The organism is Streptomyces sp. NPDC057486 (genome assembly GCF_042802415.1).
In the GTDB taxonomy this organism is placed as follows: Bacteria; Actinomycetota; Actinomycetes; order Streptomycetales; family Streptomycetaceae; genus Streptomyces; species Streptomyces yanii.
This window is the reverse complement of sequence record NZ_JBHVEE010000065.1, coordinates 1-24628: the sequence shown is the minus strand read 5'-3', so window position 1 is coordinate 24628 and position 24628 is coordinate 1. Positions and strand designations below refer to the sequence as shown.

Here is a 24628-nt window from a genome sequence, read left to right as displayed (position 1 = left end):
CCTCCGGGTCAGCCCACGGGCAGGGTCAGAGCAGCGGTGTGGAGCTTGCCGCCGGTCCGGAACTGCAGGAACAGCCGCCAGTTGCCCGAGGTGGGCAGTTCGGCGTGGAAAGCCAGGTCGGGGCCACCGTGCTCACCGTTCGCCTCGGTGGTCGGGTGAAGGTGGGCGAATGCGGCGTCACCTTCGTGGAAGGCGGTCAGGTGGGCGTAGGTGTCCAGGTAGGGCTGCAGATCGGTGACGGGCTCGCCGTCCTTGGACACGGTGACGGTCAGCGGGTGCGCCGTGCCGGCCATCGGCTCGCCCTTGACGGTGACGGTGTAGCCGTCGACCTCCGCGCTGCGGGCCCCTGCGGGCAGCGGGGTCTTCGTGGGTGTCCCGGGGACGGTGACGGTGCGGCTCAGGACGAAGTCCTTGCCCTTCCCCGTGCCGGTGTCCGGGGTGAAGGAGGCGAACATGCGCCAGGAGCCGGGGGCGAGGGAGGCGAGGCCGGCGGTCCAGGTGCCGTCGGCGGCCATGACCGGGTGGATGTGCTGGAAGCCGGTCAGGTCCGAGCGGATGGCGTAGAAGTGCATCCGCTCGGTCTGGTCGACGGCGAAGTCGGTGACCGGCTTGCCGTCCGGGCCGTCGACCGTGAACCGGTACGCGGCCTGCTTGCCGGAAGGCAGGGTCGTGTCGTGGGGGGTGAGGCGGTAGCCGTCCTTGTTGGCGGACAGGCCGTTGTCGGCGGCCATGTGGTCCATGCCGGGCATGTCACTCATCGAAGGCGACGCGCTGTGCGAAGGGGAGGCCGAGGCCTTCGCGCCGTGGCCCATGCCGGGCATGGACGAGGAGTCGTCGGAGGAGCCGCACGCGGCCAGGGTCAGCACGAGGGCCGCTGCGGTGCCGACCGCCGCGACGGCGCGGCGAGGCATGGCGGAACGGGAAGAGGCGAACATTGAGAGAGGGTCTTTCCGGGTGGGCGCACCACGCCGGTGGCGCGCGGGAAGGGCAGGACACGGGGCCGGTCCGGTCGGTGACCGGGTTCGGCGCAGCGCCTGTCACGTCCGCGCGACGCACACCTGGATGAGGAGATGTCGCCCGCCGGCCGGCGGTCCGCGCCGCCGTGTCCAGCCGGTGGCCGCCCGCAGACCCGCCGGGAACCATGCGACCGGCAGTGCCCCGGCGGCGTACAGGCCGGCCGTCGGCAGCGGATTCCGCTCGTGTGCGGGGGTGGAGACGCATTGCACCCCGTGCATCGCCGAACCGTCACCGGCCCGGGCGGCCTGAGCACTCTGTGCGGTGGCCGGCGGCGCCGTTGACGTCATCGTCGGAGCGGCGTGGCCGTCGTGCACGGGCACGGTGACAGAGGGCATCGCACCGTGGCAGCCCTCGGCGGCGGTGGCCGGCGCGCCGTGCATGAGGAACAGTCCGAGCAGGACGGCGCAGACCGCGACGAGGCGGGCGCTGCCCCGCTCGATCGGTTGTCCGATGCTCACTGTGCCGCTCCCTCCTCCGCGTTGCTGCGTGCCCGTGGCCGCCGACCCGTACGACAATACCCCGGCCGGGTACCTGGCACCTGTCGGCCCGTCGGATGCGGGCGCTGAATGCGCGCCGTTCGCCGCCGACCGGCCCGACCCACGTGATGACGAGGTCAGACGGCGGCGTGGTGGGCGAGGGCGGCGTGCGGGTCGCCGTGGTCGGCGGTGTGGTCGGTGTGCACAGTGGCGCCGGTCAGGCGGGGCACGGCATGGATGAGGGCGTGCTCGGCCGCGACGGCCAGGCCATGGGCCTGGACCACGGTGAGTCGCGGGTCGACGACGATGTCGGCCTCGGCGCGCAGCGCGTGGCCGATCCACCGCATGCGGACCTGCCCGATGTCGCGGACACCGTCGACGGCGCGCAGGGCGGTTTCGGCGAGGTCGACCAGGGCGGGGTCGACGGAGTCCATCAACCGCCGGTAGACCTCACGGGCTGCATCCTTGAGCACCATGAGGATCGCGACGGTGATGAGCAGCCCGACGATCGGGTCGGCTGCCCGCCATCCGAGTGCCGCGCCGCCGGCACCGAGGAGAACGGCGAGCGAGGTGAAGCCGTCGGCGCGGGCGTGCAGCCCGTCGGCGACGAGGGCGGCGGAGCCGATCGCGCGGCCGGTGCGTATGCGACAGCGGGCCACCCATTCGTTGCCGACGAAGCCGACCACCGCGGCGGCTGCGACCGCCCACAGATGGGTGATGTCGCGTGGGCTGAGGAGACGGTCGACCGTCTCGTACGCGGCAAGGCCGCAGGAGGCGGCGATGGTGAGCACGATGGCCACACCGGCCAGGTCCTCGGCGCGTCCGTAGCCGTAGGTGTAGCGGCGGTTCGCCGCACGGCGGCCCAGGACGAACGCGATGCCCAGAGGGATGGCGGTCAGTGCGTCGGCGGCGTTGTGGATGGTGTCGCCCAGCAGCGCGACCGACCCCGACAGCACGACGACGACCGCCTGGATCACCGTGGTCGCCCCCAGGACGCCCAGGGACAGCCACAGGGTGCGCATCCCCTCCCGGGAGGTCTCCATCGCCGAGTCGACCTTGTCCGAGGCTTCGTGACTGTGCGGCGTGACCACGTGGGAGACCCGGTGTCGCACCCGCGACCAGCGCGAGCCGTCGCGCTCGCGGCTCTGCGGGTACCCGTGGCCGTGCGCGTCCTCGTGACCGTGGTCATGCCTGTGCCGGGCACCCGGCTCGTCAGGACCATGGTGGTGGTGCTGGCTCACAGCGCGCTCGCTTTCGTCAGGCGGCGGGGTGGACGGAGATCCCACCTGTCTATTATGTGCATATGAATGCACGCATGCATCTATCACCTGCGCAGGGTTCGCAGCCGCGAGAGGTGGGCACTGAGCACTTCCTGGTCGCGGCCGAGGTCCTGGGCCTGCTGGCGGACCGCACCCGCCTGGCGCTGCTGCATGTCCTGGCAGCGAATGAGGCCGACGTCACCTCGCTGGCGGAGGCCGTGGGAGCGGCCCGGCCGGCGGTCAGCCAGCATCTCGCCCGACTGCGCATGTCCGGGCTGGTGACGACCCGTAAGGAGGGCCGCCGGGTGATCTACACGCTGCCCGACGGGCATCTGCGACGCGTGGTGGCCGAAGCCCTGGAACTGGCCGACCACCGGCTGACCGGGCGTGCGCCCCACGCGTGAGGTGCACGCCCGGCCATGGGCTCAGGCCACCGCCGGCGCCGGGACACCGGCCGCAGGGTCGAGGTGGCCCGTGCGGCGCAGTGCGGTCAGGGCCGTCGCGCAGCCGCCGCCCACGGCGGCCAGCACGGCCCAGGGCAGCCACGGTGCGCCCAGGCGGGCGGCGAGGTCGAAGAGGGCTCCCACACCCAGGTTCCCGGCGGCCACCGCGATCCCGGAGACGGTGCTGTACGCGCCGTAGTACGTGGCGACCAGCCGCTCGCCGGACAGCCGGACCAGGGTGTCCATCTCGAACGGGTACAGCAACGCCGAGCCGGCGGCCAGCAGTCCGGCGCACAGCACCAGGCCGGTCATCCCTCCCCCGGCCGACAGCCCGTCGGCCCGATGGTGGGGGCCGGGCAGCAGAGGCAGGAAGGCTGCGCCCATCAGGACGAGGCCGATCGCGATGGCCCGGGGGGCATCGAGGCGTTTTCCGGCCCAGGCGGTGAGGCGCAGTTGGCCGGCGACAGCGGTCAGGGCGGAGACCGCGAAGATCACCCCCATGGCGGTACCGCTGTCCTCACCGAGAAGGGTGCGGGCCTGCAGCGGCAGGGCCAGGTAGGTCTGGAAAGCCAGGAGGTACGAGCCGGCCATCGCGGCGGAGAACAGGACGAAGGGCCGGTTCGTAGCGATGGTCCGCCAGTCCGCGGCGATCCCCCGCAGCCCGCCCGCCCGCGCGGTGTCGGCGGCCGGGTGGCACGGCGGCAGGGCGCGGGCCTGCACGACGGCGAGGAGCGCGAAGACCGCGGCCGCGACCGTACACACGACGCTGAAGTCCCAGGCGAGCAAGGCAAGGCCCACCAGGGGGCCGAGCAGGATGCCGGCCTGGTAGAAGACGTTGAAGGCGGCGAACGCCTCCACTCGGCGCTCGCCCGCTCCGGCGGCGAGATAGGCGCGGACCGCAGGGTTGAACAGGGCCCCGGCGAGCCCGGTGGCGGCGGACGCGACGACGAGCGCCGGGAGGGTGTCGGCGAGGGCCAGCAGGGCGAACGCGCCGGTGCGCAGTCCGCAGCCGGTCAGGATGAGGGCTTTGTAGCCGATCCGGTCGGCGAGGGTGCCGCCGAGCCAGAACATCCCCTGCTGGGAGAGGTTGCGCACGCCGAGGACCAGGCCGACCGCCCAGGCCGCCAGGCCCAGGCCGTGGGCGAGATGGTCGGCGAGGTAGGGCATCAGCATGTAGAAGCCGAGATTGATGCCGAACTGGTTGAACATCAGCAGCCGGACACCGGGGTCGAAGGAGCGCACGCGCGCGCACAGTTGCTTCACCGCACACCCACCACGGTGCGAACGCCTGCGGGGGCGGGGCGATCCAGCGGGTCGGTCACGCGGGCGCAGCGCGTCCAGCGCCGCACGGTGCGTTCGGCCGGGTCGTCGATGGTGTCGGGTTCCTCGGGCGGAAGGTGACCGAGCAACTGGTGCTCCTGGCACCAGGCGTCGTTGTAGATGGTGTCCAGGTAGCGGTGGGGGCCGTCGGGGAAGATCGCAGCGATGCGGGTGCCGGAGGGACAGGTGCGGGCCGCCCATCCGGCGACCCGGGCGACCGCGCCGACACTCCAGCCGCCCATGGCGTAGTGGTGGCGGGCGAGTTGGCGGCAGGCCCAGACCGCTTCGGCGGGAGCGACCCAGTGGACTTCGGTGAAGGCGTGATAGTCGACGTTGCCCGGGTGGATGCTGGAGCCCAGGCCGCGCATCAGGCGCGGGGCGGCCGGCTGGCCGAAGATCGTCGAGCCGATCGCGTCGACACCGATCAGCACCAGATCGGGGAAGCTCTCGCGCAGCACGGCGGTGACGCCGGCCGAGTGCCCGCCCGTGCCGACCGAGGCGACGAGTACGTCGATACGGCCGAGCTGGGCGATGAGTTCGGCGGCCAGGGGCGCGTACGCGGCGACGTTGTCGGGATTGTGGTACTGGTCCGGGCACCACGCTCCCGGGTTCGCGTCCAGCAGTTCGGCGACCTGTTCGCGGCGGGCCTGCTGCCAGCCGCCGGCCGGATGCGGGGCGGCCACCTGCCGCACTTCGGCGCCCAGCATGGCGAGGAGGCGCAGCATCGCCGGTTCCATGCCGGGGTCGGTGACCACGGTGACCGGATGGTTGTGGGTCAGACCGGCCAGGGCCAGGCCGAGCGCGAGGGTGCCGCTGGAGGACTCGATGATCGGGTCTCCGGGCCGGAGATCGCCACGACGACGGGCTTCCCGGACCATGTGCAGACCGGGCCGGTCCTTGATGCCTCCGGGGTTGGCTCCCTCCAGTTTGGCGAAGAAGCCCCGTCGGGCAGGCGCGAGAGGCTCGCCCACCCACAGGACCGGGGTGTTGCCCACCAACTGGTGGGCGCCGCGGGCGACTGGCGGCACGGGGGCGAGTGAGTTCGCGCAGAAGTTTTCGAGCAGGGGAACATGCATGGTCGGCAACGCTCCTTGGTGCACACCGGATCGGGCCGGGTGTGCGAGGCAGACGGGTCACGGGCGCGCGAGCACACCTCCGGTCCCCCGCGCCCGAGCGGGCACGGGGGAAAAGAAGGCGTGCGGGCGCGGCCTACTGCCGCAGGACGCAGAGCCGGGTCAGAGTCGCCTGACCGCCGCCGGTACCGCCCCTCAAGGGTTCCGCGCCCACCGGACCGGACGGGCCTGGCACCGCGCGGGGCGTGTGGGTGAGAGGCGCCGTGTCACCGGGATCGGTGACGGCGTGGTCCGCCGGGGAGCGAAGACGGTCCACGGCGTGGTCGACCACCTCCGTGTGGCCGCCGCCGTGGTCGGGCGCTCGGTCCGCGCTGTGCTCCGCCGCGGCGTGCGAACAGCCGTCGACGGCCGCGTGCACGGGCAGAGTGGCGAACCCCGGCCCGTGCAGTGCGCCCACCAGATGACAGGCGACCAGCAGGAGCAGGGCGAACAGCAACGCTGCCCGCACCGGGCACCTCACCGCCCCGCTGCTCATCCCCTGGATCACACGCCCAAAGTAGTCGATCACTCACACATAGTCACTTCTCGGCTTCGGCAACACCCTGTTCCCCTCCTTCGGCGTTCGAAGGGAGGGCCTGGGTCGTGCGGCCACAGCACCACCCCTTCGGGCACGGGCGCCCGGCAACGGCCGCACGACCGGAGTCACCCGAGGTGACACAGCCTTCGATCGACGCACCAAACGTATGTGCACCACCCGCGAACGGCACCGAAGTGATCTTCTTCGGAAATCAGGGCACATCTTGCGTACAACCCTTGTGCCCCATGCGCTGTCAAACACGGCACCGGACAAGGAACGGGCCCTTTCCGGACGCCCCCCGTGCCCCCCGAGCAAGCCCGGCCCTTCGTGAGCCAAGGAGCCGCTCATGCGCAAGCACCGCTCGGCCGCCGTTGCCGCGGCATCGTTTCTCCTCGTGACGGGGGCGGCCATCGCCGCCGCCCCGTCCGCGTACGCCGGGACCCCCGGCGGCACCCACGCCAACGACCGCAACACCGACTTCAACGGCGACGGCTACGACGACGTGCTCGTCGGCGCTCCCGGTGCGGCCGTCGGCGGGCACAAGGGCGCGGGCATGGTCACCGTGCAGTACGGCGGCCCCAAGGGCATGGGTACCTCCCACGTCAGGGCCTTCAGCCAGAACACCTCGGGTGTGGCCGGCGCCGCCGAGGCCGGCGACGGCTTCGGCAAGACGCTGGCCACCGGCGACCTGGACGGCGACGGCTACGACGACGCGGTCGTCGGTATCCCCGGCGAGGACATCGGCACCGTCTCCAACGCGGGCGGCGTCGTCGTCCTGTGGGGCACGCCGAAGGGGCTCGTCGGGTCGGTGAGCAACTGGCTGCAGGCCGACGAGCCCACCGCGGGCGGCAAGTTCGGCGCCTCGCTCGCCGCAGCGCGGTTCTCCGACACCACCCCGGGCGACCTGCTGGCGGTCATGGACTCGGTCGGACTGACCACGTATCAGTTCGAGCCGGCCACCGAGCCCAGCGCGAAGCGTGCCGGCCCGCAGATGCGGCAGCCCGTACAGAAGTCGCGTACGACGCTCTCCGCGCCGTCGAAGAAGGTGCGCACCGGGTCGGCCGCCGCCGAGGCGCCGGGCATCCGGCCCACGTCGATGACGACCGGCGACTACGACGACAACGGCTACGCCGACCTGGTCGTCTCCGGAACCAGCGTCGGCGGCGAGCCGGGGCACGGCTGGTCGTACATCCTCCCCGGCACCGCCTCCAACGACGAGCCGCTGCCGGTCACCGCGGTACGCGGCGGCCCGGTCGTCGCCTCCGGCGACATCAACGGCGACGGATACGACGATCTGGCCACCGGTGAGCCGCACAGCCCGGACGACGGCGGCGAGAGCATGACCGGCGGTCTGGTCGGCGTCTACTACGGCAGTGCGGCCGGCCTCGCGGGTCAGGAGGGCCCGGGCACCCCGCCCGTCTGGTGGACCCAGAACTCGCCCGGTGTACCGGGATCGAACGAGCGGGGCGACGGCTTCGGCACCGACCTCTCCATCGGCGACACGAACAAGGACGGATTCGCGGACCTGGCGATCGGCATCTCCGGCGAGGACGTCGGCAAGGTCGCGGACGCGGGCGCCTTCACGGTGCTGCGCGGCTCCGCCCGGGGGCTGACCGCCACCGGCGCGCTGTCGGTGACACAGGGCACCGCGAAGGTCCCGGGCACCGTGGAGAAGGGCGACAAGTTCGGCGGCCAGGTCTCCTTCACCGACCCCAACGACGACGGCCGCTTCGGTCTGCTCGTCTCGGCGCCCGGCGAGAACACGAACGACGGCTACGTCTGGGTCTTCTCCGCGAGCACCGGCGGCGTGACGACGTCCGGTTCGTGGAACTACGGGGCGAGGGCCTTCGGAGGTCCGTCACTCGACGCGCTGTACGGGGCGGCGATCGACGACTGATACGACGCGGGCGGGCGCTCGTCCCGCCCGCGCCCGATTCACCGGTGTCCCGGCAGTCTTCGGGGCACCGGTGCTTTCACGGAAGTCCGGATAGCCTCGGACCCATGGACGTGTTCCTGCCGCTCCTCGCGGTCGTCGGCGGCCTCGCCGCGATCATGGGCTTCTTCACCTGGCTGGCATTCCACGTCCGTCGCCGCGGTACCGCAGGCGCTGCGATCACCGCGGCCCTGGCCTCCTACGACGAGGCGTTCCGGGTGACTGCTCACGAGGCGCACCACGAGATCCGGGCGCAGGCCGAACGCAAGGCGCCGATCCTGTCGCCCGGCGATCACTGGCGGCGGAGCACCGACGAGGGAGGACGGCCCGGCGCGGGGAACCGCCGGCCGCGTCGGGCGCGCCCGCGCCGAGGGCTGCGGGGTCTCGGCCGCCGGGTCGGCCGCCCGAATCCCCGCCGCTGATCGTCAGCGCGTCGGAACTCTATGAGCTGACGCGGCACACCTGGCAGGATCCGGTGCGTGACGAGCGGTGGGACGGCCGAGCTGTTGCTGAGCGGCATCGTGCTGATCGGCGCCTCGGTGCAATGGCTCACGGGGATGGGGTTCGCGCTCATAGCCGTGCCCGCCCTGGTGCTGGTGCTGGGCCCGGCCGAGGGCGTGGTGCTCGCGAACTGCGCGGCCGGTGCGATCAGCCTGGTCGGGCTCGCGGGCGGCTGGCGGCAGGTACGCCCGGCCGCGATGGTGCCCCTGGTCATGGCGGCGGCGTGCACGGTGCCGGCCGGGAGCTGGGTGGCGGCCCGGTTGCCGGAGCCGGTGTTGCTGGCCGGCATGGGGGCACTGGTGAGCGGGGCCGTGCTGCTGGTGATGCGGGGTGTCCGGGTGCCCGCCCTGCGCGGACCCGGAGGGGCGGTGGCCGCGGGTGCCGTGGGCGGGTTCATGAACTCATCGGCGGGCGTCGGCGGCCCGGCGGTCTCCCTGTATGCCGTGAACGCGGGTTGGACAGTGCGGGAATTCGTGCCGAACGCGCAGTTCTACGGGGTGGTGGTGAACGCGTTCTCCGTCGCCGCCAATGGCGTTCCGCAGCTCAGCGCTCCCCTCTGGCTCCTGATCACCGTCGGTCTGGCGGCAGGCGCCCTGATCGGGAAGGCACTCACCGAGCGGGTGCCGGAGAAGCGGGCCCGACTGCTCGTCCTGCTGCTCGCACTCGGCGGAGGGATCACCACCCTGGCCAAGGGGGTGTGGGCGCTCTGACGGTCGGGCCACTGCCCGGATCCGCCCGCGGATGATCTTCACGGACCGCCGCCCGGTCGGCAGGGCCCTGTCGAACAGGCGGCGGTCAAGGGATATCTTGATATCAAGCAATGTTGCAGACGTGGAGCGGAGCACCCGGTGACTGACTCGACCATCATCTATACGCACACCGACGAGGCCCCGGCCCTGGCGACGTATTCGTTCTTGCCTGTGATCGAGGCGTACGCCTCGACGGCCGGGGTCACCGTGGAGAACCGCGACATCTCCCTGGCGGGGCGGATCGTTGCCGGCTTCCCGGAGCACCTCGACGAGAACCAGCGCATCGATGACGCTCTCGCCGAGCTCGGTGAGCTGGCCAAGACGCCCGGCGCGAACATCATCAAGCTGCCGAACGTCTCGGCGTCGATCCCGCAGATGAAGGCGGCCATCGCCGAGCTGCAGCAGCAGGGCTACGCGCTGCCCGACTACCCGGACGACCCGCAGACGGACGAGGAGAAGGACGTCCGCGCGCGCTACGACAAGATCAAGGGCAGCGCGGTCAACCCGGTCCTGCGCGAGGGCAACTCCGACCGCCGTGCCCCCGCGTCGGTGAAGAACTACGCCAAGACGCACCCGCACCGCATGGGCGCCTGGACGGCCGACTCGAAGACGAACGTCGCGACGATGAACGCCGACGACTTCCGTTCCACCGAGAAGTCCGCCGTCATTGCCGAGCCCGGCTCCCTGCGGATCGAGCTCGCCGGTGACGACGGCACCACCACCGTCCTGCGCGAGTCCGTACCCGTGCTCGCGGGCGAGGTCGTCGACGCGTCCGTGATGCGGGCGGCGGCCCTGCGCGAGTTCCTCGAGGCGCAGATCGCCCGCGCCAAGGCCGAGGGTGTGCTCTTCTCCGTACACCTGAAGGCCACGATGATGAAGGTCTCCGACCCGATCGTCTTCGGCCACGTGGTGCGCGCCTTCTTCCCGAAGACGTTCGCGAAGTACGGCCAGGCGCTGATCGCCGCCGGTCTGTCGCCGAACGACGGCCTCGGCACGATCCTCAACGGCCTGGACGGCGTGCCGCACCTGGGCGCCGAGATCAAGGCGTCCTTCGAGGCCGAGCTCGCCGAGGGTCCCGCCCTGGCGATGGTCGACTCCGACCGCGGCATCACCAACCTGCACGTGCCGAGCGATGTCATCGTCGACGCGTCCATGCCCGCCATGATCCGCACCTCCGGCCACATGTGGGGCCCGGACGGCAAGGAGGCCGACACCCTGGCCGTCCTTCCGGACAGCAGCTATTCGGGCGTCTACCAGGCCGTCATCGACGACTGCCGGGCGCACGGCGCGTTCGACCCGTCGACGATGGGCTCGGTGCCGAACGTCGGTCTGATGGCGCAGAAGGCCGAGGAGTACGGCAGCCACGACAAGACCTTCGAGATCGCCGCCCCGGGCACGGTCCGCGTCGTCGACGGTTCGGGCAACGTGGTGCTGGAGCAGACGGTCGCCGCCGGTGACATCTTCCGCATGTGCCAGACCAAGGACCTGCCGATCCAGGACTGGGTCAAGCTCGCCGTCACCCGCGCCCGCGCGACCGGCACCCCGGCCGTGTTCTGGCTGGACGAGGGCCGCGCGCACGACGCGACGCTCATCGCCAAGGTCAGGACGTACCTCGCCGACCACGACACCGAGGGTCTGCAGATCAAGATCCTGTCGCCGGTCGAGGCGACCGCGTTCTCGCTGGAGCGCATCCGCCGGGGCGAGGACACGATCTCGGTCACCGGCAACGTGCTGCGTGACTACCTGACCGACCTGTTCCCGATCCTGGAGCTCGGCACGAGCGCCAAGATGCTCTCGGTCGTCCCGCTGATGAACGGCGGCGGCCTGTTCGAGACCGGCGCCGGTGGCTCCGCTCCCAAGCACGTCCAGCAGCTGGTCAAGGAGAACTACCTGCGCTGGGACAGCCTGGGCGAGTTCCTCGCGCTCGCGGTCAGCTTCGAGCACCTGGCGCAGAAGACGGGCAACGCGCGCGCCCAGGTGCTCGCCGACACTCTCGACCGCGCCACCGGCACCTTCCTCAACGAGGACAAGTCGCCGAGCCGCAAGCTGGGCGGTATCGACAACCGCGGCAGCCACTTCTACCTGGCCATGTACTGGGCCCAGGAGCTGGCGAAGCAGACCGCCGACGCGCAGCTCGCGGAGGCGTTCGCCGGTCTCGCCAAGACGCTGACCGAGCAGGAGCAGACGATCGTCGACGAGCTCATCGCGGTGCAGGGCTCTCCGGTCGACATCGGCGGCTACTACCGTCCGGACGCCGCCAAGGCGTCGGCCGTCATGCGCCCGTCGGCGACGTTCAACGAGGCCATCGCCTCCCTGGGCTAGTGCCTTGACCGGCAATGTTTGCCCGACGGGGCAAAGCTTGCCGGGAGGGGCACTGGCCCCCGGCAGTCGCCGGTCCCCGCGAAACCCGCGGTGACCGTTCCGCCCCGGCCGCACATGCGGCCGGGGCGGAACGAGGTGTCAACTCCTTCAGCAGCACCCGGTGTTCGAGGCCGGACGGCGCGCCCCCGCCCCCGCGGCGCGGCAGCTCGGCGGCATCACCGACCGAGAACGGGAGATCCTCACCCTCGTAGGGCGCGCCCTGTCCAACACCGAGATCGCCACCGGGCTGGTGCGGCGACCATCAAGACGTACGTGACGCGGCTGCTCTTTCAGCTCGACGCCCGCGACCGCGTGCAGCTGGTCATCCTCGCGTACGAGACGGGCCCGGTGACGCTGCCCCGCTGAGCAGTGCACCCATCGTCGTGCCCACCCAGAACGCCGCATCCTCCTGATGCGCCCAGCCCTGCCAGGCCGGCGCACAGTCCTCCTCGAAGGCGACCTCGCCAAGATCGGCGACCTTGACGGTGATCCCCGTGGTGGCCGTGCCGTCCTGTGCGGGGGCGTTCACCGCGCTCCTCGGAAGGCGTCGACCGCCCGGGTCCCGATGATCGGAATCGTCGGGATGTGAAGTCGCTCAGGGGTGCATTCGCGCGCCCTTGAGGACCTTGTCCACCGCGTTGCGCGGCCCGTAGACGGCCATCCCCACCAGATCGAGCTGGTCCCTTCCCACGGCGCGTACCGCTGCCCGGTTGTCCCGGTCGTTGCCCGTGCCGAACAGATCCGAGGTGAACACGGCTCTCGGCAGCGAGCGCGACAGCACACGGCCGTGCGCAGCGGTCAGCATCTCCTTCGTTCCTTCGAAGACCAGCACGGGCTGGCGGAACATCGGCAGGTACGCAGTGTCGTCGGCGTCCCTGTACGGCTCGCCGATCACCTCGGGTGACGCCGTGCCGAGCCCGCTGAGCAGGAAGGCGGTCACATTCAGCCGCTGCCAGGACTCAAGATCCTCCCGCAACAGGACAGCGATCTTGGTGTCGAAGCGGACAGGCACATTCTCATTGCCCCGACCGGTCTCAACCCCGGTTCCGGCCTCGGTCTTCTCGTCAGTTCTCATGCTTCGAGACTCCAGGGTCCGCGCCCTCTGCGTCTTGTACGTTCTTTGCGTGACGCCCCGGCAGGAGATCTCCGCTTGGCGCCCCTCAGTCGCGGGCGTCGTGGAGGTTTTCCACGCACACTTCACCGAGCACGCGTACCCCATGCACGTCCACGATGCCTGGACGTTGCTGATCGTCGATGACGGCGCGGTTCGCTACGATCTCGACCGCTACGAGCGCGGCACCCCGAGCGACACCGTGAGTCTGCTCCCGCCGCAGATCCCCCACAACGGCTCACCGGCCACCCCTCACGGCTTTCGCAAGCGCGTGGTCTACCTCGACACGACGCAACTGGACGAGAGCCTCATCGGGCCGGCAGTGGACGGCCCGGACCTCACCGATCCCCTGCTCCGCAGACGCGTCGGACAGCTTCATACCGCTCTCGCGAACCGGGGAGACGAGTTCGAGGCGGAGAGCCGTCTGGCCTTCATCGGCGAGCGACTGCGCACGCACCTGCGCCCCGGGCCGGCCCTCGGTACCGCGGGGCCCGACCGCGACATCGCCCGGAACCTGCGTGACCTTCTCGACGAGCGCCTGCTCGAAGGCATCACCCTGGAAGAGGCCGCGCGCCTGGTGCACGCCCACCCCACGCATCTCGTACGAGCCTTCAGCCGCGCCTTCGGCATCGCCCCCCACCAGTACGTGATGTCCCGTCGCGTCGACCTGGCCCGCCGTCGGCTGCTCGACGGACAGCCGGCGGGCGAGGTAGCGACCGCCGTCGGCTTCTACGACCAGTCCCACCTCACGCGGCACTTCAAGCGGGTGGTGGGCATCACCCCGGGCCGGTACGCCCGAACCGGGGCCATCCGCTGATGGCGGACCGTCCGCGCATGCCGCCACACCACCCATGCCCCCATGAAAACGGTCCCCTCGTTCGAGAGGACCGTCCGATCCGCCTTTCCCGAAGTTGGCTCAGTAGCCGCCGTAGCCGCCGTAGATGCCAGGTGCGGTCACCAGGACGATGGCTACGGGGCCGTAGCCGTAGCCGTTGTCATAGCTGTAGCCGTAGCCGTAGCCGTTGTCATAGCCGTAGCCGTTGTCGTAGCCGTACCCGTAGCAGTTGTTCCACCAACCGCACCAGTCGTTGGAATAGCTGGCCACGGAGGTCGCGTGGGCAGGAGCCGCCGTGGCCGTACCCGCCGCCCCGACAGCGGCGCCACCGGCCAGCATCACACCGGCGGCTACTACAGCGAGAGAACGCTTGATATGAGGTGCTCGCATGAGTCCTTACCTTTCCTTCCACCACTGAAGATCGAAGGTGGACGGGCACAGCGCACGCGGAACATGCGGCGCGGTTCGCAGAGGTCACAGCTCGAAACGGGAGCACGTCTCGCGGATGATCGGCTCCCACCCTTCGGGAACCTTGCCGCCCAGGGGCGCGCCCCGGTTGCAACTCTCACAACCATCACGTTAATAGCACCTGCCCCGTCCAGCATCTTGAACCGGAATCTCCTCGAACCCGCAGGTCAGCAGCCGACGGCCGAGCCCGAGCCCGTGACGTCCGACCTGCACCCTCCCTCTTCGCCGGTGACGCCCCAAAGGCCCACATCACCCGCATGGAGCAATGGCAGAGAAATAGAGAGGCAATCTCGTTGTGGGCGGCAGAAGAGCCGCGCAATCCGACGCAGCGGACTCACCGGGCCGCTACGAGCAACGCCCCCAGGACAAGGTCAGGGGCCGATAGATTCCAGAGCATGAACGTTGAGACCGAGGTCGTTCGCGAGGCGACCGACGAAGTGGTGGAGGCGTTTGCCCGTCTCCTTCCGCAGCTGTCGTCCCGGGCAAAGCCCCTGAGCCATGAAGCAGTGGAGAGATTGACGGCTGCCAGTACCAACACGTTGCTGGTGGCCCGTGTCGAGGGCGTGATCGTCGGGACGTTGACGCTGGTGATGTCCCCCTTGCCGTCCGGTCTGCGGGCTCACATCGAGGACGTGGTGGTCGATGCCGCCGCACGTGGCCACGGGGTCGGCAGAGTCCTGATCGACAAGGCCCTCGGCCTGGCCGCGGACGCGGGAGCTCGAACCGTCGACCTCACATCGCGGCCTTCGCGAGAGGCTGCGAACCTCTTGTACGAGCGGGCGGGTTTCCGACGGAGGGAGTCGACCGTCTATCGAGTCACCCTGGGCTGAAGCGCGGTGCGGGCTCACTCACGATCAACGTCCCTGACCCGTGTGTCACCTTTTTCGGATGCAGCGGCCCCGTCAGCGAGTCCGATCCACGCCCGAAGCACGCGTGCCGGCCCCGCCGCAGGCTGACGCTGTCGGTGGCGTCGGCCACCGACAGCGCTCCCTCGTCCGCGGCTTGGTCAGCTCGGCACTTCAGTGCTGTCCGGACGCCCTCGGTTCATCAAGGTCGACCGCCGAACTGCCAGTTGTGGACCTCGATGTCGGCATACCGATCCGGGGTCAGCACGGCACGTGCCGTGTCCGGGTCCGGCGCCCGGACCAGCGCCGCCGTACCGAGCCAGCTGGTGCCGTCGTCGGACAGCAGCGGCCCGTACGCAATCAACTCGTCCCGGTCCGGCGGCACGACGAGGTCGACGGCCTGCCCCATGCCGAGGCCGAGCACCAGGTACCGGTTGCCACCGGTGCGGCCACCGGGGAAGTCCCACATGGTGCGCCCCAGCATGTTGCGCCATCGGCGCAGCAGCACGTCCCGGTAGACGCCGGCCTGGTAGCCGGGCTCGTCGAAGGCGAACGCGCGGGCGGAGGCGGGATCCGGCAAGTCGAGGATGTGCACGCTGCCGGTGGGCGCGTCACCGTCGCCGGTGAGGGTCGGGCCGCGGGCGATCATCTCCTTGTCGTACTGGTCCATGTAGGACCAGTGCTGTTCCAGCAGCTCGTTGCGCAACGCCACGGAGTCGGGCCGGTCGCGGTGGTAGCAGAAGAACTCCATGCCCACAGTCTGGACGAGCACCCGTCCCGGCGAACATCGAATTGAGCAGCTCCACTTGGTACGCGGCGATCCGGCGTGAGTACCCCGCCCACCTCGGAGAGAGGTACGGGTCAGGAGTTGCGGGGCGTCGACGGGTGCTCAGAAGTGTTGACCACCCGAGCGGTTGCTCTTATCGTTCTTCGATAGCATCGATATTCGATATGGGGGCGGTTGCCGATGTCTGCTGAGGTACAGAAATCCAACGGAGCCGAGCTACCGGATGGGCCACCGTCACATGACGACCGCGCCGAGGCCAGGCTGCTGGAGCCGGTCGCCACTGTGGTCCGGGGCGTCTACCGACTGTTTCTCGTGGGCCTCGTCGTCGGCGCCGTGGGACCCCTGGTCGGCACCAAGCTGGGCCTGGGGTTGGGCGGTTCGTACGTGTGTGTCGATTCCCGCTCGCAATTCAGCGCGGACGGGTTCACCCGCCTGTTCCGACCCCATGCGGGGGTCGAGGTCATGGCCCGCCCGTCGTACTGCACTGATCACGCCGACGGTGCCCAGCGGCTGTTCGACTTCCTCGGCGGCTTCCCCTCGTGGCTGCTGGTCCTGGGTATCCTGTTCCTCCTCAACCGCTTGATACGCGGCGCGTCCCGCCAGGGCGTCTTCACCGTACGGACGGCGAAACACCTGCGGCTCGCAGGCTGGTGGCTGCTGGTCGGCTGCCTGGTTGCGGAGGTGGTGGAAGCCGGCGCGCACGCGGCACTGCTGGCGACCCTGGTCCAGGACTACACCTTCGACGCGGACAGCTGGGGGGAGAACTGGCAGGCGCCCTACGCACTCGTCTTCACAGCCCTGGGCATCCTCACGTTCGCCCGCATCATGCGCGCCGGGGCTGACATGCGGGAGGATCTGGAAGGAACGGTGTGATGGCGCCGGACGACCACGACAGCCACGCGATCGAGGTCCATCTCGACCGTGTGCTCAGCGAGCGCGGCATGACCCTTGCGGAACTCGCGTCCCGGGTCGGGGTGACCAACGTGAACCTGTCCATCCTGAAGAACGGCCGGGCCCGCGCGATCCGCTTCACCACGCTGACCCGCATCTGCGAGGTCCTCGACTGCCAGCCGGGCGACCTGCTCACGTACCGGAGCACCGAACACGGGCGCGGGCGCCCGCCGACAGCCCTGTGAGGCGGGCCGGGCCGACGCCGCGGTCTCGTGCAGGCCCAGCGGCAACCCCCGCCATGATCCGTCGGCCCGGGTGACGGGCGTACGCCGCGCCCCCGGAGCTCCGCGAACCGGACCGGCCACAGCGCTTCCCACTGCGTTCCGTGCCGAGCGGCGTCTCCCGGTCCTCGCGATACCGGCCCGTCCCGGCCCCGGGTACGGTGCGACCGCCGGTGAGCTGCGAGTATGTCGAGGGGCGGCCACCTCGGGACAGCTCCGCCGTCCGAGCAGCCGACCGATTCGGAGCAGCACATGCCCGCACCACTCACCGTCGCCGTCGCCCAGCCCGTCTGCGAGCATCTCGGCGTTGCCGCGAACGCCGCAGCCCATGCCGAGGCGATCAGGGACGCGAAGGCTCGGCTGATCGTCTTCCCGGAGCTGTCACTGACGGGCTACGACCTCGCTGCCCCGGCCGTCTCGCCCGACGACGCCCGCCTCCGGCCGATCGTCTCCGCGTGCCGCACCACCGGAGCGACGGCTCTGGTCGGGGCACCGGTGCGCGAGGCGGACGGGCGTGAGTACATCGCCGTGCTGGCCGTCACGGAAGAGGGCGCGCGGGTCGTCTACCGGAAGATGTGGCTGCACGGCGAGGAGTTCGATCGCTTCGCCCCGGGAGAGAAGCCGCAGGTCCTGGTGGTCGACGGCGTGCGGCTGGGCCTTGCGGTGTGTTACGACGCCGCCGTCCCGGAACACGCCGCCGAGACCGCCGCGCTGGGCATCGACGCGTATGTGGCCGGCACGCTCTACGGCGCGGGTCCCGAGTCGGCGGCCCGGCGCGACGGGCACATGAGGGAGCGGGCGCTCGCTCACGGGGTGTGGGTGGTGCTGGCCACCTCGGCGGGGGCCAGCGGTACGTATCCGGAGACGTCCGGCGGTTCCGGTGTCTGGGGGCCTGACGGAGCCGTGGTCGTGCAGGCCGGTCCGGAGCCCGGCGCCGTGGTGTCCGCGACGCTCGGGGGAGCCGTGCCTGCCTGAGGCGTGTCCGGCGGATCAGGACGGGGCCCCCTGGGGCCCTTCTGCCGGATCAAGGACCTGGGGCGAGCATCTCCGACGTGATCGCCCACCGTTCGTGGTCCCGCCACGCCCCGTCGATGAGGAGGAAGTCCGGGGAGAGGCCTTCGAGGCGGAAGCCGGCCCGGCGCACCAGGGCGATCGAGCCCTTGTTGCCGGGTTGGATGTTCGCTTCCAGGCGGTGCAGGGCGAGCGGGCCGAAGGCGTACCGCAGGACCAGGTCGAGGCCCTCGCTCATCAGGCCGCGCCCGGCCGCATGGACGAACGCTCCGTAGCCCAGTGCGCCGCAGCGGAAGGCGCCGCCGACGATGTTGTTGATGTTGATGAAGCCTGCGATGGGGCCGCTGCCGGCCACGGTCCCGTTCCCGTCGGCGACGGCTGTGCGTTCGCAGACGAGGAAGCCCGCCTTTGCCGGGTCCTCGATCAGCCGGCCCGCGTAAGCGGCGTACGCACGCGGGCCGTCCGGCGGGAACAGCCACGGGCGGTGCAGACCGCCGCTCTCCTTGGCCCGGCCGGTGAACTCCTCGGCGTCCGCGGCGGTGAAGGGGCGGATCCCCACGCGCGGGCCCTCCACCAGGTAGACGTTGTCAGACATCCGGCCAGCGTAGACAGCGCGCCGGGCTCACTTGGGACGGCGGCGGAACAGATAGCCGCCGCACACCATGCCGGCCACGAACATCGCGATCAGCACCACGTACAGGGGCAGCGTCACCAGCGGGATCAACAGACGGATGGTGACCTCGCCGGTGTTCTCGGCGATGAAGACGATCGACAGGACCGCGATGACGAGGACAACGATGCGGGACGGTGAGAACGGTCCGACGCCGCCCTTGCCGCCGCTCGATACGTCCTTCGGGCTCATGGCTGGGCCCCTTCCCTGGTCCTGGTGCGCCACCACCCCGCCGACTCCAGGATGCCCCCATCCCGCTCCCGGGGGCGGTGGCGTGCGGCCGTACAGGTGACGGTCCGCTCCGGATCGGTTCACCGGTCCTGCGACCACCGGAGGCTCCGGCACACCGGTGCCCTGCGGGCTGCCGACGACTCCGGAGTGCGTTCAGATCAGCGCGGGCACCTCGACGGTGAGCGTGCCGGGGCCGCCGCCCTCCGGCGCGTCCAGCACCGCGGGCACGCCGAGCGGAATCGTCAACGCCGTCGGGCCGTGGCCGAAGCCCAGCTCCTCGACAACGGGCACGCCAAGCCCGCCGAGCCGGTCGGCCAGGACCGCACGCACCTCCTCGTACGGTTCGCAGCCCTGCCAGGATCCGCAGGCGACCCCGGACACCCCGGACAGCGCACCGGCCCTCAGGAGTTGGGTGAAGATGCGGTCGAGGCGGTACGGATCCTCCGTCGTGTCCTCGATCATCAGCAGTCCGCCCCGGGCGGACGTCCGGGCGTACGGAGTGCCGATGTCGGCGGCGAGCAGGCTCACACAGCCGCCGTACGTGATGCCACGGGCCCGGCCGGGCGCCAGCACCCCGGCCGTACGAAGGCCGAGGGTCCGCACCGACTCAGGCTCGAACAGGGTGGCCCGCAGCGACTCCTGGGTGTCCGGGTCCTTGAGGAAGGTCTCCGCGGCGACCATCGGGCCGTGCAGCGTCGCGAGCCCCATGCGCCGGGCGAACGCCTCATGGAGCACGGTGATGTCGCTGTAGCCGACGAATACCTTGGGTCCGGCCGCGCGCATCGCCGCCCAGTCGACCAGGTCGACCATGCGGTGCGCCCCGTACCCGCCGCGGGCGCACAGCACCGCATCGAACGACGGGTCGCACCACGCCTGTTCGAGGTCGCGGGCGCGCGCCTCGTCCGTACCGGCGAGATAACCCAACTCCGGGTGCAGATCGCGGACATGGGGCATCTCGACAGGCTCCAGGCCCCAGCCGCGCAGCACGTCCAGGCCCGCCTCCAGGCGGTCGTCCGGCACCGGACCGCTGGGTGACACGACGGCGACCCTGGCACCCGGTCGTAGACGGGCGGCGCGGGTCAGAGGAGTCAGCGTCACTTCTTCAGCTCCAGTTGCGGTACGTCGGGGCGGTCGATGCCGAAGGTCTGGGCGTAGAGGGAGAGTTCGGCCTCCAATGCGGCGATCATGGTGTCGGTACGCCGGAATCCATGACTCTCCCCCTCGAACGTGAGATACGCGTGCGGGATGCCTCGCCCTTCGACGGCGGTCAGGAACCGCTCGCACTGGACCGGTGGGCAGATCACGTCGTCCAGCCCCTGGAGCAGCAGGAACGGGGTGGTCAGCCGGTCGGTGCGGTTGATCGGCGACCGCGCGCGGTACCGGTCCGGGACCTCGGCGAGCGGGCCGATCAGGGACTCCAGGTACTGCGACTCGAAGTCATGGGTCTCGTCGGTGCCCCAGCCGGTCAGGTCGAGGATGGGATAGATGACAGTGCCGCAGGCGTACACGTCGGTGCTGGTCAGCGAGGCGGCGGTGGTCCAGCCGCCGGCGCTGCCGCCGCGGATGGCGAGCCGGTCCGGGTCGGCCGTTCCCTCGGCTGCCAGCGCCCGGGCTACGGCGGCGCAGTCCTCCACGTCGACGATGCCCCACTGTTCGCGCAGCCGGTTGCGGTAGGCCCTGCCGTAACCGGTGGAGCCGCCGTAATTGACCTCGGCGACGCCGATGCCGCGCGAGGTGAAATAGGCGATCTCCAGGTCGAGGACGAGCGCGGCATGCCCGGTGGGGCCACCATGCGCCCACACCACATAGGGCGGCAACTCGCCTTCCGGGCCGCCCCGTTCGGGGTTGCGCGGCGGGTAGATATGGGCGTGGATGTCGCGGCCGTCGGGCCCGGTGAAGGTGCGCTGGTGAGGTTCGGGGTAATAGGCGGGGTCGGCATCGTCGCGGTGCTGCGCCCCGATGATCCGGGTGCGGCCCGTCGCGGTGTCCAACTCCACGACCTCGTATGCGCTCTGCGGGCCCGCGGCGACGCCGACGACCCGGCTGCCGTGAACGGCGAGTGTCTCGGCCCACTCGGTCCAGGGACCGGCGGTGTCGGCGAGTTCGCCGGTCTCGGGGTCGAGGATGCCGAGGGTGGTGGTGCCCTTGCCGTGGATGGTGGCGATCAGTCCGTTCTCCAGCGGACGGAACCAGCTGAGCCCGATCTTCCAGAGCGGCCCGGCGAACTCCTGCTCCCGTGTGCAGAGCGCCACCGCGCCTCGGTGCGGATCGGCGCGGTACAGGTTCCACCAGCCGCTGCGGTCACTTGCGAAGAGGAGCTGTCCGTCGGTGGTCCATTCGATCTGCGGCACCGATTCCCCGGGGCCGCCGCCGAAGCTCGAGGCGCTGCGGAACGTACCGTCGTCGGTGACGTCTGCGAGCATCACCTCGGTGCCGTCCCACGGCATCCGCGGATGGTCCCAGGCGATCCATGCCACACGCCGCCCGTCGGGCGACAGCTTCGGACCGGTCACGAAGCGGTGTCGGCCGTCGGAGAGTTCGCGTACCGCGCCGCGGTCGTCGGCCGCCGATCCGTCCAGCGGTACGGCGGCGATCACCCGGCGCACATCGGTGGGCGCCTCGCCGGTGAACTCCTCCAGGACGCACCACACTTCGCCCCGCTCTCCCCGGTCGAGGCGCAGCTGCGGGTCGACCCAGCGCAATCCGCCGCCGACGGCCGAGACCGGGGTGAGCGGCCATGGCTCGTCGGGCCCGTCGGGCGCGTACGCGTACAGCCGCTGGTCGGTGAAGTTCACGAAGACGATCAGCGGTCCGGCCTCGGCACGTCCGGCCCCGGCCCAGGGCAGTCCGCCGTACTCGATGACGCGGCTGCGGACGTTCCACGGAACGGGCAGCACGGATTCGGTGGTCCCGTCCGCCCGGCGGCGGACCAGGGCGCGGCGGCCCGCCTCGGCCGGGCGCGGCTCCGTCCACCACACCTCGTCGCCGACCGCGCCGACGTACTCCGGGCGCCCGTCGTGCGAGGCGGCCAGCCGTGCGTCGATCGGCGACGGCCATGTTCCGTAGGCCCCTGTGGACACTGTTCAATCCCCCCGTGCGGGTCAGGCCGTGCGCAGATAGTGGTCGAGTACGCGGACGCCGAAGTGCAGTGCCTCGACGGGCACGCGTTCGTCGACGCCGTGGAAGAGCGCCTGGTAGTCGAAGCCGACCGTGAGCTTCAGCGGTGAGAAGCCGTAGCCGGTGATGCCGAGCCGGGAGAACTGCTTGGCGTCCGTGCCGCCCGACATGCAGTACGGCACGACGTGGCCGTCCGGGTCGAAGCGTTCGACGGCGGCACGCAGTTTCGCGTACGTCGGTGAGTCGACCGGTGCCTGCAGAGCGACCTCGCGGTGGTGGAACTCCCAGTCGACGTCCGGTCCGGTCAGCCGGTCCAGGGTGGCGTGGAACTCGTCCTCGCCACCGGGCACCGTCCGGCCGTCGATGTATGCGAGGGCATGGCCGGGGATCACATTGACCTTGTACCCGGCTTCGAGCATCGTCGGGTTGGAACTGTTCCTGACGGTCGGCTCGACCAGGGCCGCGGCCGGTCCGAGCTTTCCGAGCAGTTCGTCCACGTCGAACCCGGGGGCGTCGACATCGGCTCGGATGCCGTGCAGGGCGGCGATCTCGGTGAGGGCGGCGCGTACGGTCGGGGTGAGCCGCACCGGCCATTCGTGCGTGCCGATCCGGGCGACGGCCGCGGCGAGCGCGGTGACCGCGTTCGCCCTGTTGACCTTGGAGCCGTGCCCGGCCTTTCCGTGGGCGGTGAGCTTCAGCCATCCGGTGCCGCGCTCGCCCGCGGCGATGGGGTAGAGCGGCATCCCCGGTCCGGCGTGGAAGGTGAAGGCGCCGGATTCGCTGATGCCCTCCGTGCACCCTTCGAAGAGTTCGGGGTGCCGGTCGGCCAGGAAGCCGGAGCCGTCCTCCGCGCTGGCCTCCTCGTCGGCGGTGTACGCGATCACGATGTCACGGCGGGGCCGGACACCGGCCCTGGCCCAGGCCCGGACGACGGCAAGGACCATCGCGTCCATGTTCTTCATGTCGATGGCGCCGCGGCCCCAGACGACACCGTCGCGGACCTCCCCGGAGAAGGGGTGCACGGTCCAGTCGTCGGCCTCGGCGGGCACGACGTCGAGATGCCCGTGGACGAGGAGCGCGTCGGCGGACGGGTCGGTGCCCTCGATCCTGGCGACCACGTTGGTGCGGCCCGGGGTGCGTTCGAGCAGCCGGGGCTCCAGTCCGGCCGCGGCCAGCCGTTCGGCGACGTACTCGGCGGCCGGGCGCTCGCGGCAGTCGCCGCCGCCCCGGTTGGTCGTGTCGATCCGGATCAGTTCGGACGTGAACGTCACGGATTCGTCGAGGGCCAGGTCGTCGACGGATTCCTGGGGGGTGGTCGCCTCAGCCATACTGTTCCTCCACGGCGGACGACACGATCGTCGTCACCGCCTTGAACGTGCGAATACCTTCGTACATCGTCGCGCCCGTGAAGGCGACGCGCCGCTCACCACTGGGCGCCACGCCGGGAACGACAGTGGCCGCCGCGGCCAGATGCTCGGCATCGAACTCCAGCTCCACCGCGAACGGTCCGCCCTGTACCGGCTCGAGGCGCCCGGCGAGCGAGGTGGCCTCCTTGGCGGCCGCGCGGATGTCGGCCGCGGTACGTGCGGGGGTCCGGCACACCGCGGCGTATCGCGACACATGGTCCTTCACCGCGACCTTGCGGGCGGCGGGGGCGTAACCTTCGGCGTCCACGCAGGTCAGGTCGTCGCCGGTGACGAGGACGACGGGCACGCCGTACTCCGCGGCCACATGCGCGTTGAGCAGCCCCTCGCTGGCGCGGACCCCGTTCAGCCAGACGCCGGTGATGGAGTTGGCCAGGTATGTGTGGGCGAGCACGCCCTCCGTACCGGCACCCGTGTGGTAGCCGACGAAGGCGATCGCGTCGACGTCACCGTGCTGGATGCCCTCCACCATGCTCAGGGGCTTGTGTCTCCCGGTGAGCATCTGGACCCGCTCGTCGAGCCGCTCCAGCAGCAGGTTGCGCATGGACCAGTGGGCCTCGTTGATCAGTACCTCGTCGGCGCCTCCGTCGTAGAAGCCGAGGGCCGCCGCGTTGACGTCGGAGGTGAACATCGATCGGCAGCGCTCCCACTGCGGCGTCCCGGGCAGCACATCGGCCGGCCAGGTCACGCCCGTGGCGCCTTCCATGTCCGCACTGATGAGGATCTTCACGGTGTATCGGTCCTCTCGCAGGTCAGCAGGCATGCGCTCCGGCCGTGACAACGGTTGCCGGCCTCCGCCCCGGAGGAACACCCGACAGGCTCCCGAAGCGGCCGTTCGCGAAGGGAGATCTTCATGCGGCAACACCGTACGCGGCGGCGGAGTCCCAGGCCAGAGGTGTCGTCAGCTCCAGAGGTCCAGTCCAATGCAGGGTCAGTCGGACGGCCGGTCGGAGAGGGGAACCCGGTGCCGTGCCTCCATCGGCCCGGATCCCGTGCCCGGGCCACAACCGGCATGCCGTGGCCCGTTCGCAGTGGTGTGACATCGTTCGGCCGTCCGGGTGATGACGGCTCACGACCGCATGCCGACCGGCGAATCGGGTCACCTGTCACGGCCTCGCCCCACGGCTCCGTCCCACGGGGAAGGGGGCGACCGCTCAAAGTCCTCGTCGTCCCCCACCGTGTGCTCCTGCACCGCTCGCCGGGGAAGGGCGTCAGTGGTCGGCCTCCGTCGTCGGCGCCCCGCACGAC

26 protein-coding genes and 1 pseudogene are annotated in these 24628 nt (G+C 70.8%); 11 read left to right on the top strand and 16 right to left on the bottom strand.

Annotation, left to right across the window (positions count from 1 at the left end; genetic code table 11):
• Window positions 1–8 precede the first annotated feature (8 nt).
• The 3 genes from ACFU6I_RS27220 to ACFU6I_RS27210 form a co-directional block, all read right to left on the bottom strand.
• Window positions 9–935: a hypothetical protein gene (locus tag ACFU6I_RS27220; RefSeq protein WP_384371444.1), complete on the bottom strand. Its 927-nt coding sequence runs from the start codon at window positions 933–935 to the stop codon at window positions 9–11.
• A gap of 102 nt (window positions 936–1037) precedes the next feature.
• Complete coding sequence (locus tag ACFU6I_RS27215) at window positions 1038–1475, bottom strand: hypothetical protein (RefSeq protein ID WP_384371442.1); 438 nt, start codon at window positions 1473–1475, stop codon at window positions 1038–1040.
• Window positions 1476–1630: 155 nt separating this feature from the next.
• On the bottom strand, window positions 1631–2734 hold the full coding sequence (locus tag ACFU6I_RS27210) for a cation diffusion facilitator family transporter (RefSeq protein WP_384371440.1): 1104 nt from the start codon (window positions 2732–2734) through the stop codon (window positions 1631–1633).
• Between the two features lie 74 nt (window positions 2735–2808).
• On the opposite strand from ACFU6I_RS27210, the gene ACFU6I_RS27205 reads away from it, so the two are divergent.
• The gene (locus ACFU6I_RS27205; protein ID WP_376335124.1) at window positions 2809–3156 is read left to right on the top strand and encodes an ArsR/SmtB family transcription factor; all 348 of its coding nucleotides are present in this window, start codon (window positions 2809–2811) and stop codon (window positions 3154–3156) included.
• 21 nt (window positions 3157–3177) lie between these two features.
• Here the strand turns inward: ACFU6I_RS27205 and ACFU6I_RS27200 are convergent, their stop codons facing one another.
• The 3 genes from ACFU6I_RS27200 to ACFU6I_RS27190 all read right to left on the bottom strand — a co-directional run bounded on the left by ACFU6I_RS27200 (window position 3178) and on the right by ACFU6I_RS27190 (window position 6156).
• Entirely contained in the window at window positions 3178–4458 is a 1281-nt protein-coding gene (locus tag ACFU6I_RS27200; RefSeq protein WP_384371437.1) for an MFS transporter, read from the bottom strand.
• The gene (locus ACFU6I_RS27195; protein WP_384371435.1) at window positions 4455–5591 is read right to left on the bottom strand and encodes a PLP-dependent cysteine synthase family protein; all 1137 of its coding nucleotides are present in this window, start codon (window positions 5589–5591) and stop codon (window positions 4455–4457) included. Before ACFU6I_RS27195 ends, ACFU6I_RS27200 begins: the two co-directional genes overlap by 4 nt.
• 133 nt (window positions 5592–5724) lie before the next feature.
• On the bottom strand, window positions 5725–6156 hold the full coding sequence (locus ACFU6I_RS27190; protein ID WP_384371433.1) for a hypothetical protein: 432 nt from the start codon (window positions 6154–6156) through the stop codon (window positions 5725–5727).
• Between the two features lie 355 nt (window positions 6157–6511).
• On the opposite strand from ACFU6I_RS27190, the gene ACFU6I_RS27185 reads away from it, so the two are divergent.
• The 5 genes and pseudogenes from ACFU6I_RS27185 to ACFU6I_RS27165 all read left to right on the top strand — a co-directional run.
• Window positions 6512–8062: an esterase gene (locus ACFU6I_RS27185; protein WP_384371431.1), complete on the top strand. Its 1551-nt coding sequence runs from the start codon at window positions 6512–6514 to the stop codon at window positions 8060–8062.
• Between the two features lie 104 nt (window positions 8063–8166).
• Entirely contained in the window at window positions 8167–8520 is a 354-nt protein-coding gene (locus ACFU6I_RS27180) for a hypothetical protein (RefSeq protein WP_384371429.1), read from the top strand.
• Between the two features lie 57 nt (window positions 8521–8577).
• Window positions 8578–9309, top strand: a complete 732-nt coding sequence (locus ACFU6I_RS27175; protein WP_384371427.1) for a TSUP family transporter — start codon at window positions 8578–8580, stop codon at window positions 9307–9309.
• Between the two features lie 138 nt (window positions 9310–9447).
• On the top strand, window positions 9448–11670 hold the full coding sequence (locus ACFU6I_RS27170) for an NADP-dependent isocitrate dehydrogenase (protein WP_384371425.1): 2223 nt from the start codon (window positions 9448–9450) through the stop codon (window positions 11668–11670).
• A 169-nt stretch (window positions 11671–11839) separates the two neighbouring features.
• Window positions 11840–12075: pseudogene (locus ACFU6I_RS27165) on the top strand (response regulator transcription factor); the annotation flags it as partial.
• Here the strand turns inward: ACFU6I_RS27165 and ACFU6I_RS27160 are convergent.
• Both ACFU6I_RS27160 and ACFU6I_RS27155 read right to left on the bottom strand, forming a co-directional pair.
• Window positions 12032–12238 carry a hypothetical protein gene (locus ACFU6I_RS27160; protein WP_384371423.1) on the bottom strand — a complete coding sequence of 69 codons (207 nt, stop codon included), beginning with the start codon at window positions 12236–12238 and terminating at the stop codon, window positions 12032–12034. The pseudogene ACFU6I_RS27165 and the gene ACFU6I_RS27160 sit on opposite strands and share 44 nt — an antisense overlap.
• Window positions 12239–12304: 66 nt before the next feature.
• Window positions 12305–12784, bottom strand: coding sequence for a DUF2000 family protein (locus tag ACFU6I_RS27155; RefSeq protein ID WP_384371421.1), 480 nt, complete (start codon window positions 12782–12784; stop codon window positions 12305–12307).
• Here ACFU6I_RS27155 and ACFU6I_RS27150 point away from each other — a divergent pair.
• Window positions 12783–13637, top strand: a complete 855-nt coding sequence (locus ACFU6I_RS27150) for an AraC family transcriptional regulator (protein ID WP_384371419.1) — start codon at window positions 12783–12785, stop codon at window positions 13635–13637. The two genes, ACFU6I_RS27155 and ACFU6I_RS27150, sit on opposite strands and share 2 nt — an antisense overlap.
• Before the next feature lie 99 nt (window positions 13638–13736).
• Here the strand turns inward: ACFU6I_RS27150 and ACFU6I_RS27145 are convergent, their stop codons facing one another.
• Complete coding sequence (locus ACFU6I_RS27145; protein WP_384371417.1) at window positions 13737–14045, bottom strand: hypothetical protein; 309 nt, start codon at window positions 14043–14045, stop codon at window positions 13737–13739.
• 371 nt (window positions 14046–14416) lie between these two features.
• On the opposite strand from ACFU6I_RS27145, the gene ACFU6I_RS27140 reads away from it, so the two are divergent.
• The gene (locus ACFU6I_RS27140; RefSeq protein WP_384371485.1) at window positions 14417–14953 is read left to right on the top strand and encodes a GNAT family N-acetyltransferase; all 537 of its coding nucleotides are present in this window, start codon (window positions 14417–14419) and stop codon (window positions 14951–14953) included.
• Between the two features lie 217 nt (window positions 14954–15170).
• On the opposite strand, the gene ACFU6I_RS27135 is transcribed toward ACFU6I_RS27140, so the two are convergent.
• Complete coding sequence (locus ACFU6I_RS27135; protein WP_384371483.1) at window positions 15171–15719, bottom strand: YciI family protein; 549 nt, start codon at window positions 15717–15719, stop codon at window positions 15171–15173.
• A gap of 216 nt (window positions 15720–15935) precedes the next feature.
• Here ACFU6I_RS27135 and ACFU6I_RS27130 point away from each other — a divergent pair, with 216 nt between their 5' ends.
• The 3 genes from ACFU6I_RS27130 (at window position 15936) to ACFU6I_RS27120 (ending at window position 17902) form a co-directional block, all read left to right on the top strand.
• Window positions 15936–16628, top strand: a complete 693-nt coding sequence (locus ACFU6I_RS27130) for a DUF2975 domain-containing protein (protein WP_384371415.1) — start codon at window positions 15936–15938, stop codon at window positions 16626–16628.
• On the top strand, window positions 16628–16891 hold the full coding sequence (locus ACFU6I_RS27125; RefSeq protein ID WP_384371413.1) for a helix-turn-helix domain-containing protein: 264 nt from the start codon (window positions 16628–16630) through the stop codon (window positions 16889–16891). The genes ACFU6I_RS27130 and ACFU6I_RS27125 overlap by 1 nt, the downstream gene beginning before the upstream one ends.
• A 288-nt stretch (window positions 16892–17179) precedes the next feature.
• Complete coding sequence (locus tag ACFU6I_RS27120) at window positions 17180–17902, top strand: carbon-nitrogen hydrolase family protein (protein WP_384371411.1); 723 nt, start codon at window positions 17180–17182, stop codon at window positions 17900–17902.
• Between the two features lie 49 nt (window positions 17903–17951).
• On the opposite strand, the gene ACFU6I_RS27115 is transcribed toward ACFU6I_RS27120, so the two are convergent.
• The 6 genes from ACFU6I_RS27115 to ACFU6I_RS27090 all read right to left on the bottom strand — a co-directional run bounded on the left by ACFU6I_RS27115 (window position 17952) and on the right by ACFU6I_RS27090 (window position 24110).
• Window positions 17952–18533 (bottom strand): GNAT family N-acetyltransferase, encoded by a 582-nt coding sequence (locus tag ACFU6I_RS27115; RefSeq protein ID WP_384371409.1) that lies wholly within the window; start codon window positions 18531–18533, stop codon window positions 17952–17954.
• Between the two features lie 27 nt (window positions 18534–18560).
• Window positions 18561–18800 carry a LapA family protein gene (locus ACFU6I_RS27110; RefSeq protein WP_345511256.1) on the bottom strand — a complete coding sequence of 80 codons (240 nt, stop codon included), beginning with the start codon at window positions 18798–18800 and terminating at the stop codon, window positions 18561–18563.
• Between the two features lie 192 nt (window positions 18801–18992).
• Window positions 18993–19937, bottom strand: coding sequence for an LD-carboxypeptidase (locus ACFU6I_RS27105; RefSeq protein ID WP_384371407.1), 945 nt, complete (start codon window positions 19935–19937; stop codon window positions 18993–18995).
• Complete coding sequence (locus tag ACFU6I_RS27100) at window positions 19934–21919, bottom strand: prolyl oligopeptidase family serine peptidase (protein WP_384371405.1); 1986 nt, start codon at window positions 21917–21919, stop codon at window positions 19934–19936. The genes ACFU6I_RS27105 and ACFU6I_RS27100 overlap by 4 nt, the downstream gene beginning before the upstream one ends.
• A gap of 21 nt (window positions 21920–21940) precedes the next feature.
• Window positions 21941–23284, bottom strand: coding sequence for a M20/M25/M40 family metallo-hydrolase (locus ACFU6I_RS27095; RefSeq protein WP_384371403.1), 1344 nt, complete (start codon window positions 23282–23284; stop codon window positions 21941–21943).
• Window positions 23277–24110 carry a M55 family metallopeptidase gene (locus ACFU6I_RS27090; protein WP_384371401.1) on the bottom strand — a complete coding sequence of 278 codons (834 nt, stop codon included), beginning with the start codon at window positions 24108–24110 and terminating at the stop codon, window positions 23277–23279. The genes ACFU6I_RS27095 and ACFU6I_RS27090 overlap by 8 nt, the downstream gene beginning before the upstream one ends.
• Between the last annotated feature and the right edge of the window lie 518 nt (window positions 24111–24628).

Bases quoted from the DNA above. Each gene is read 5' to 3' on its own strand.
- ACFU6I_RS27220 (WP_384371444.1), bottom strand. From the start codon at position 935: ATGTTCGCCTCTTCCCGTTCCGCCATGCCTCGCCGCGCCGTCGCGGCG.
- ACFU6I_RS27205 (WP_376335124.1), top strand. From the start codon at position 2,809: ATGCATCTATCACCTGCGCAGGGTTCGCAGCCGCGAGAGGTGGGCACT.
- ACFU6I_RS27195 (WP_384371435.1), bottom strand. From the start codon at position 5,591: ATGCATGTTCCCCTGCTCGAAAACTTCTGCGCGAACTCACTCGCCCCC.
- ACFU6I_RS27185 (WP_384371431.1), top strand. From the start codon at position 6,512: ATGCGCAAGCACCGCTCGGCCGCCGTTGCCGCGGCATCGTTTCTCCTC.
- ACFU6I_RS27180 (WP_384371429.1), top strand. From the start codon at position 8,167: ATGGACGTGTTCCTGCCGCTCCTCGCGGTCGTCGGCGGCCTCGCCGCG.
- ACFU6I_RS27150 (WP_384371419.1), top strand. From the start codon at position 12,783: ATGCTTCGAGACTCCAGGGTCCGCGCCCTCTGCGTCTTGTACGTTCTT.
- ACFU6I_RS27155 (WP_384371421.1), bottom strand. From the start codon at position 12,784: ATGAGAACTGACGAGAAGACCGAGGCCGGAACCGGGGTTGAGACCGGT.
- ACFU6I_RS27145 (WP_384371417.1), bottom strand. From the start codon at position 14,045: ATGCGAGCACCTCATATCAAGCGTTCTCTCGCTGTAGTAGCCGCCGGT.
- ACFU6I_RS27135 (WP_384371483.1), bottom strand. From the start codon at position 15,719: ATGGAGTTCTTCTGCTACCACCGCGACCGGCCCGACTCCGTGGCGTTG.
- ACFU6I_RS27130 (WP_384371415.1), top strand. From the start codon at position 15,936: ATGTCTGCTGAGGTACAGAAATCCAACGGAGCCGAGCTACCGGATGGG.
- ACFU6I_RS27125 (WP_384371413.1), top strand. From the start codon at position 16,628: ATGGCGCCGGACGACCACGACAGCCACGCGATCGAGGTCCATCTCGAC.
- ACFU6I_RS27120 (WP_384371411.1), top strand. From the start codon at position 17,180: ATGCCCGCACCACTCACCGTCGCCGTCGCCCAGCCCGTCTGCGAGCAT.
- ACFU6I_RS27115 (WP_384371409.1), bottom strand. From the start codon at position 18,533: ATGTCTGACAACGTCTACCTGGTGGAGGGCCCGCGCGTGGGGATCCGC.
- ACFU6I_RS27110 (WP_345511256.1), bottom strand. From the start codon at position 18,800: ATGAGCCCGAAGGACGTATCGAGCGGCGGCAAGGGCGGCGTCGGACCG.
- ACFU6I_RS27095 (WP_384371403.1), bottom strand. From the start codon at position 23,284: ATGGCTGAGGCGACCACCCCCCAGGAATCCGTCGACGACCTGGCCCTC.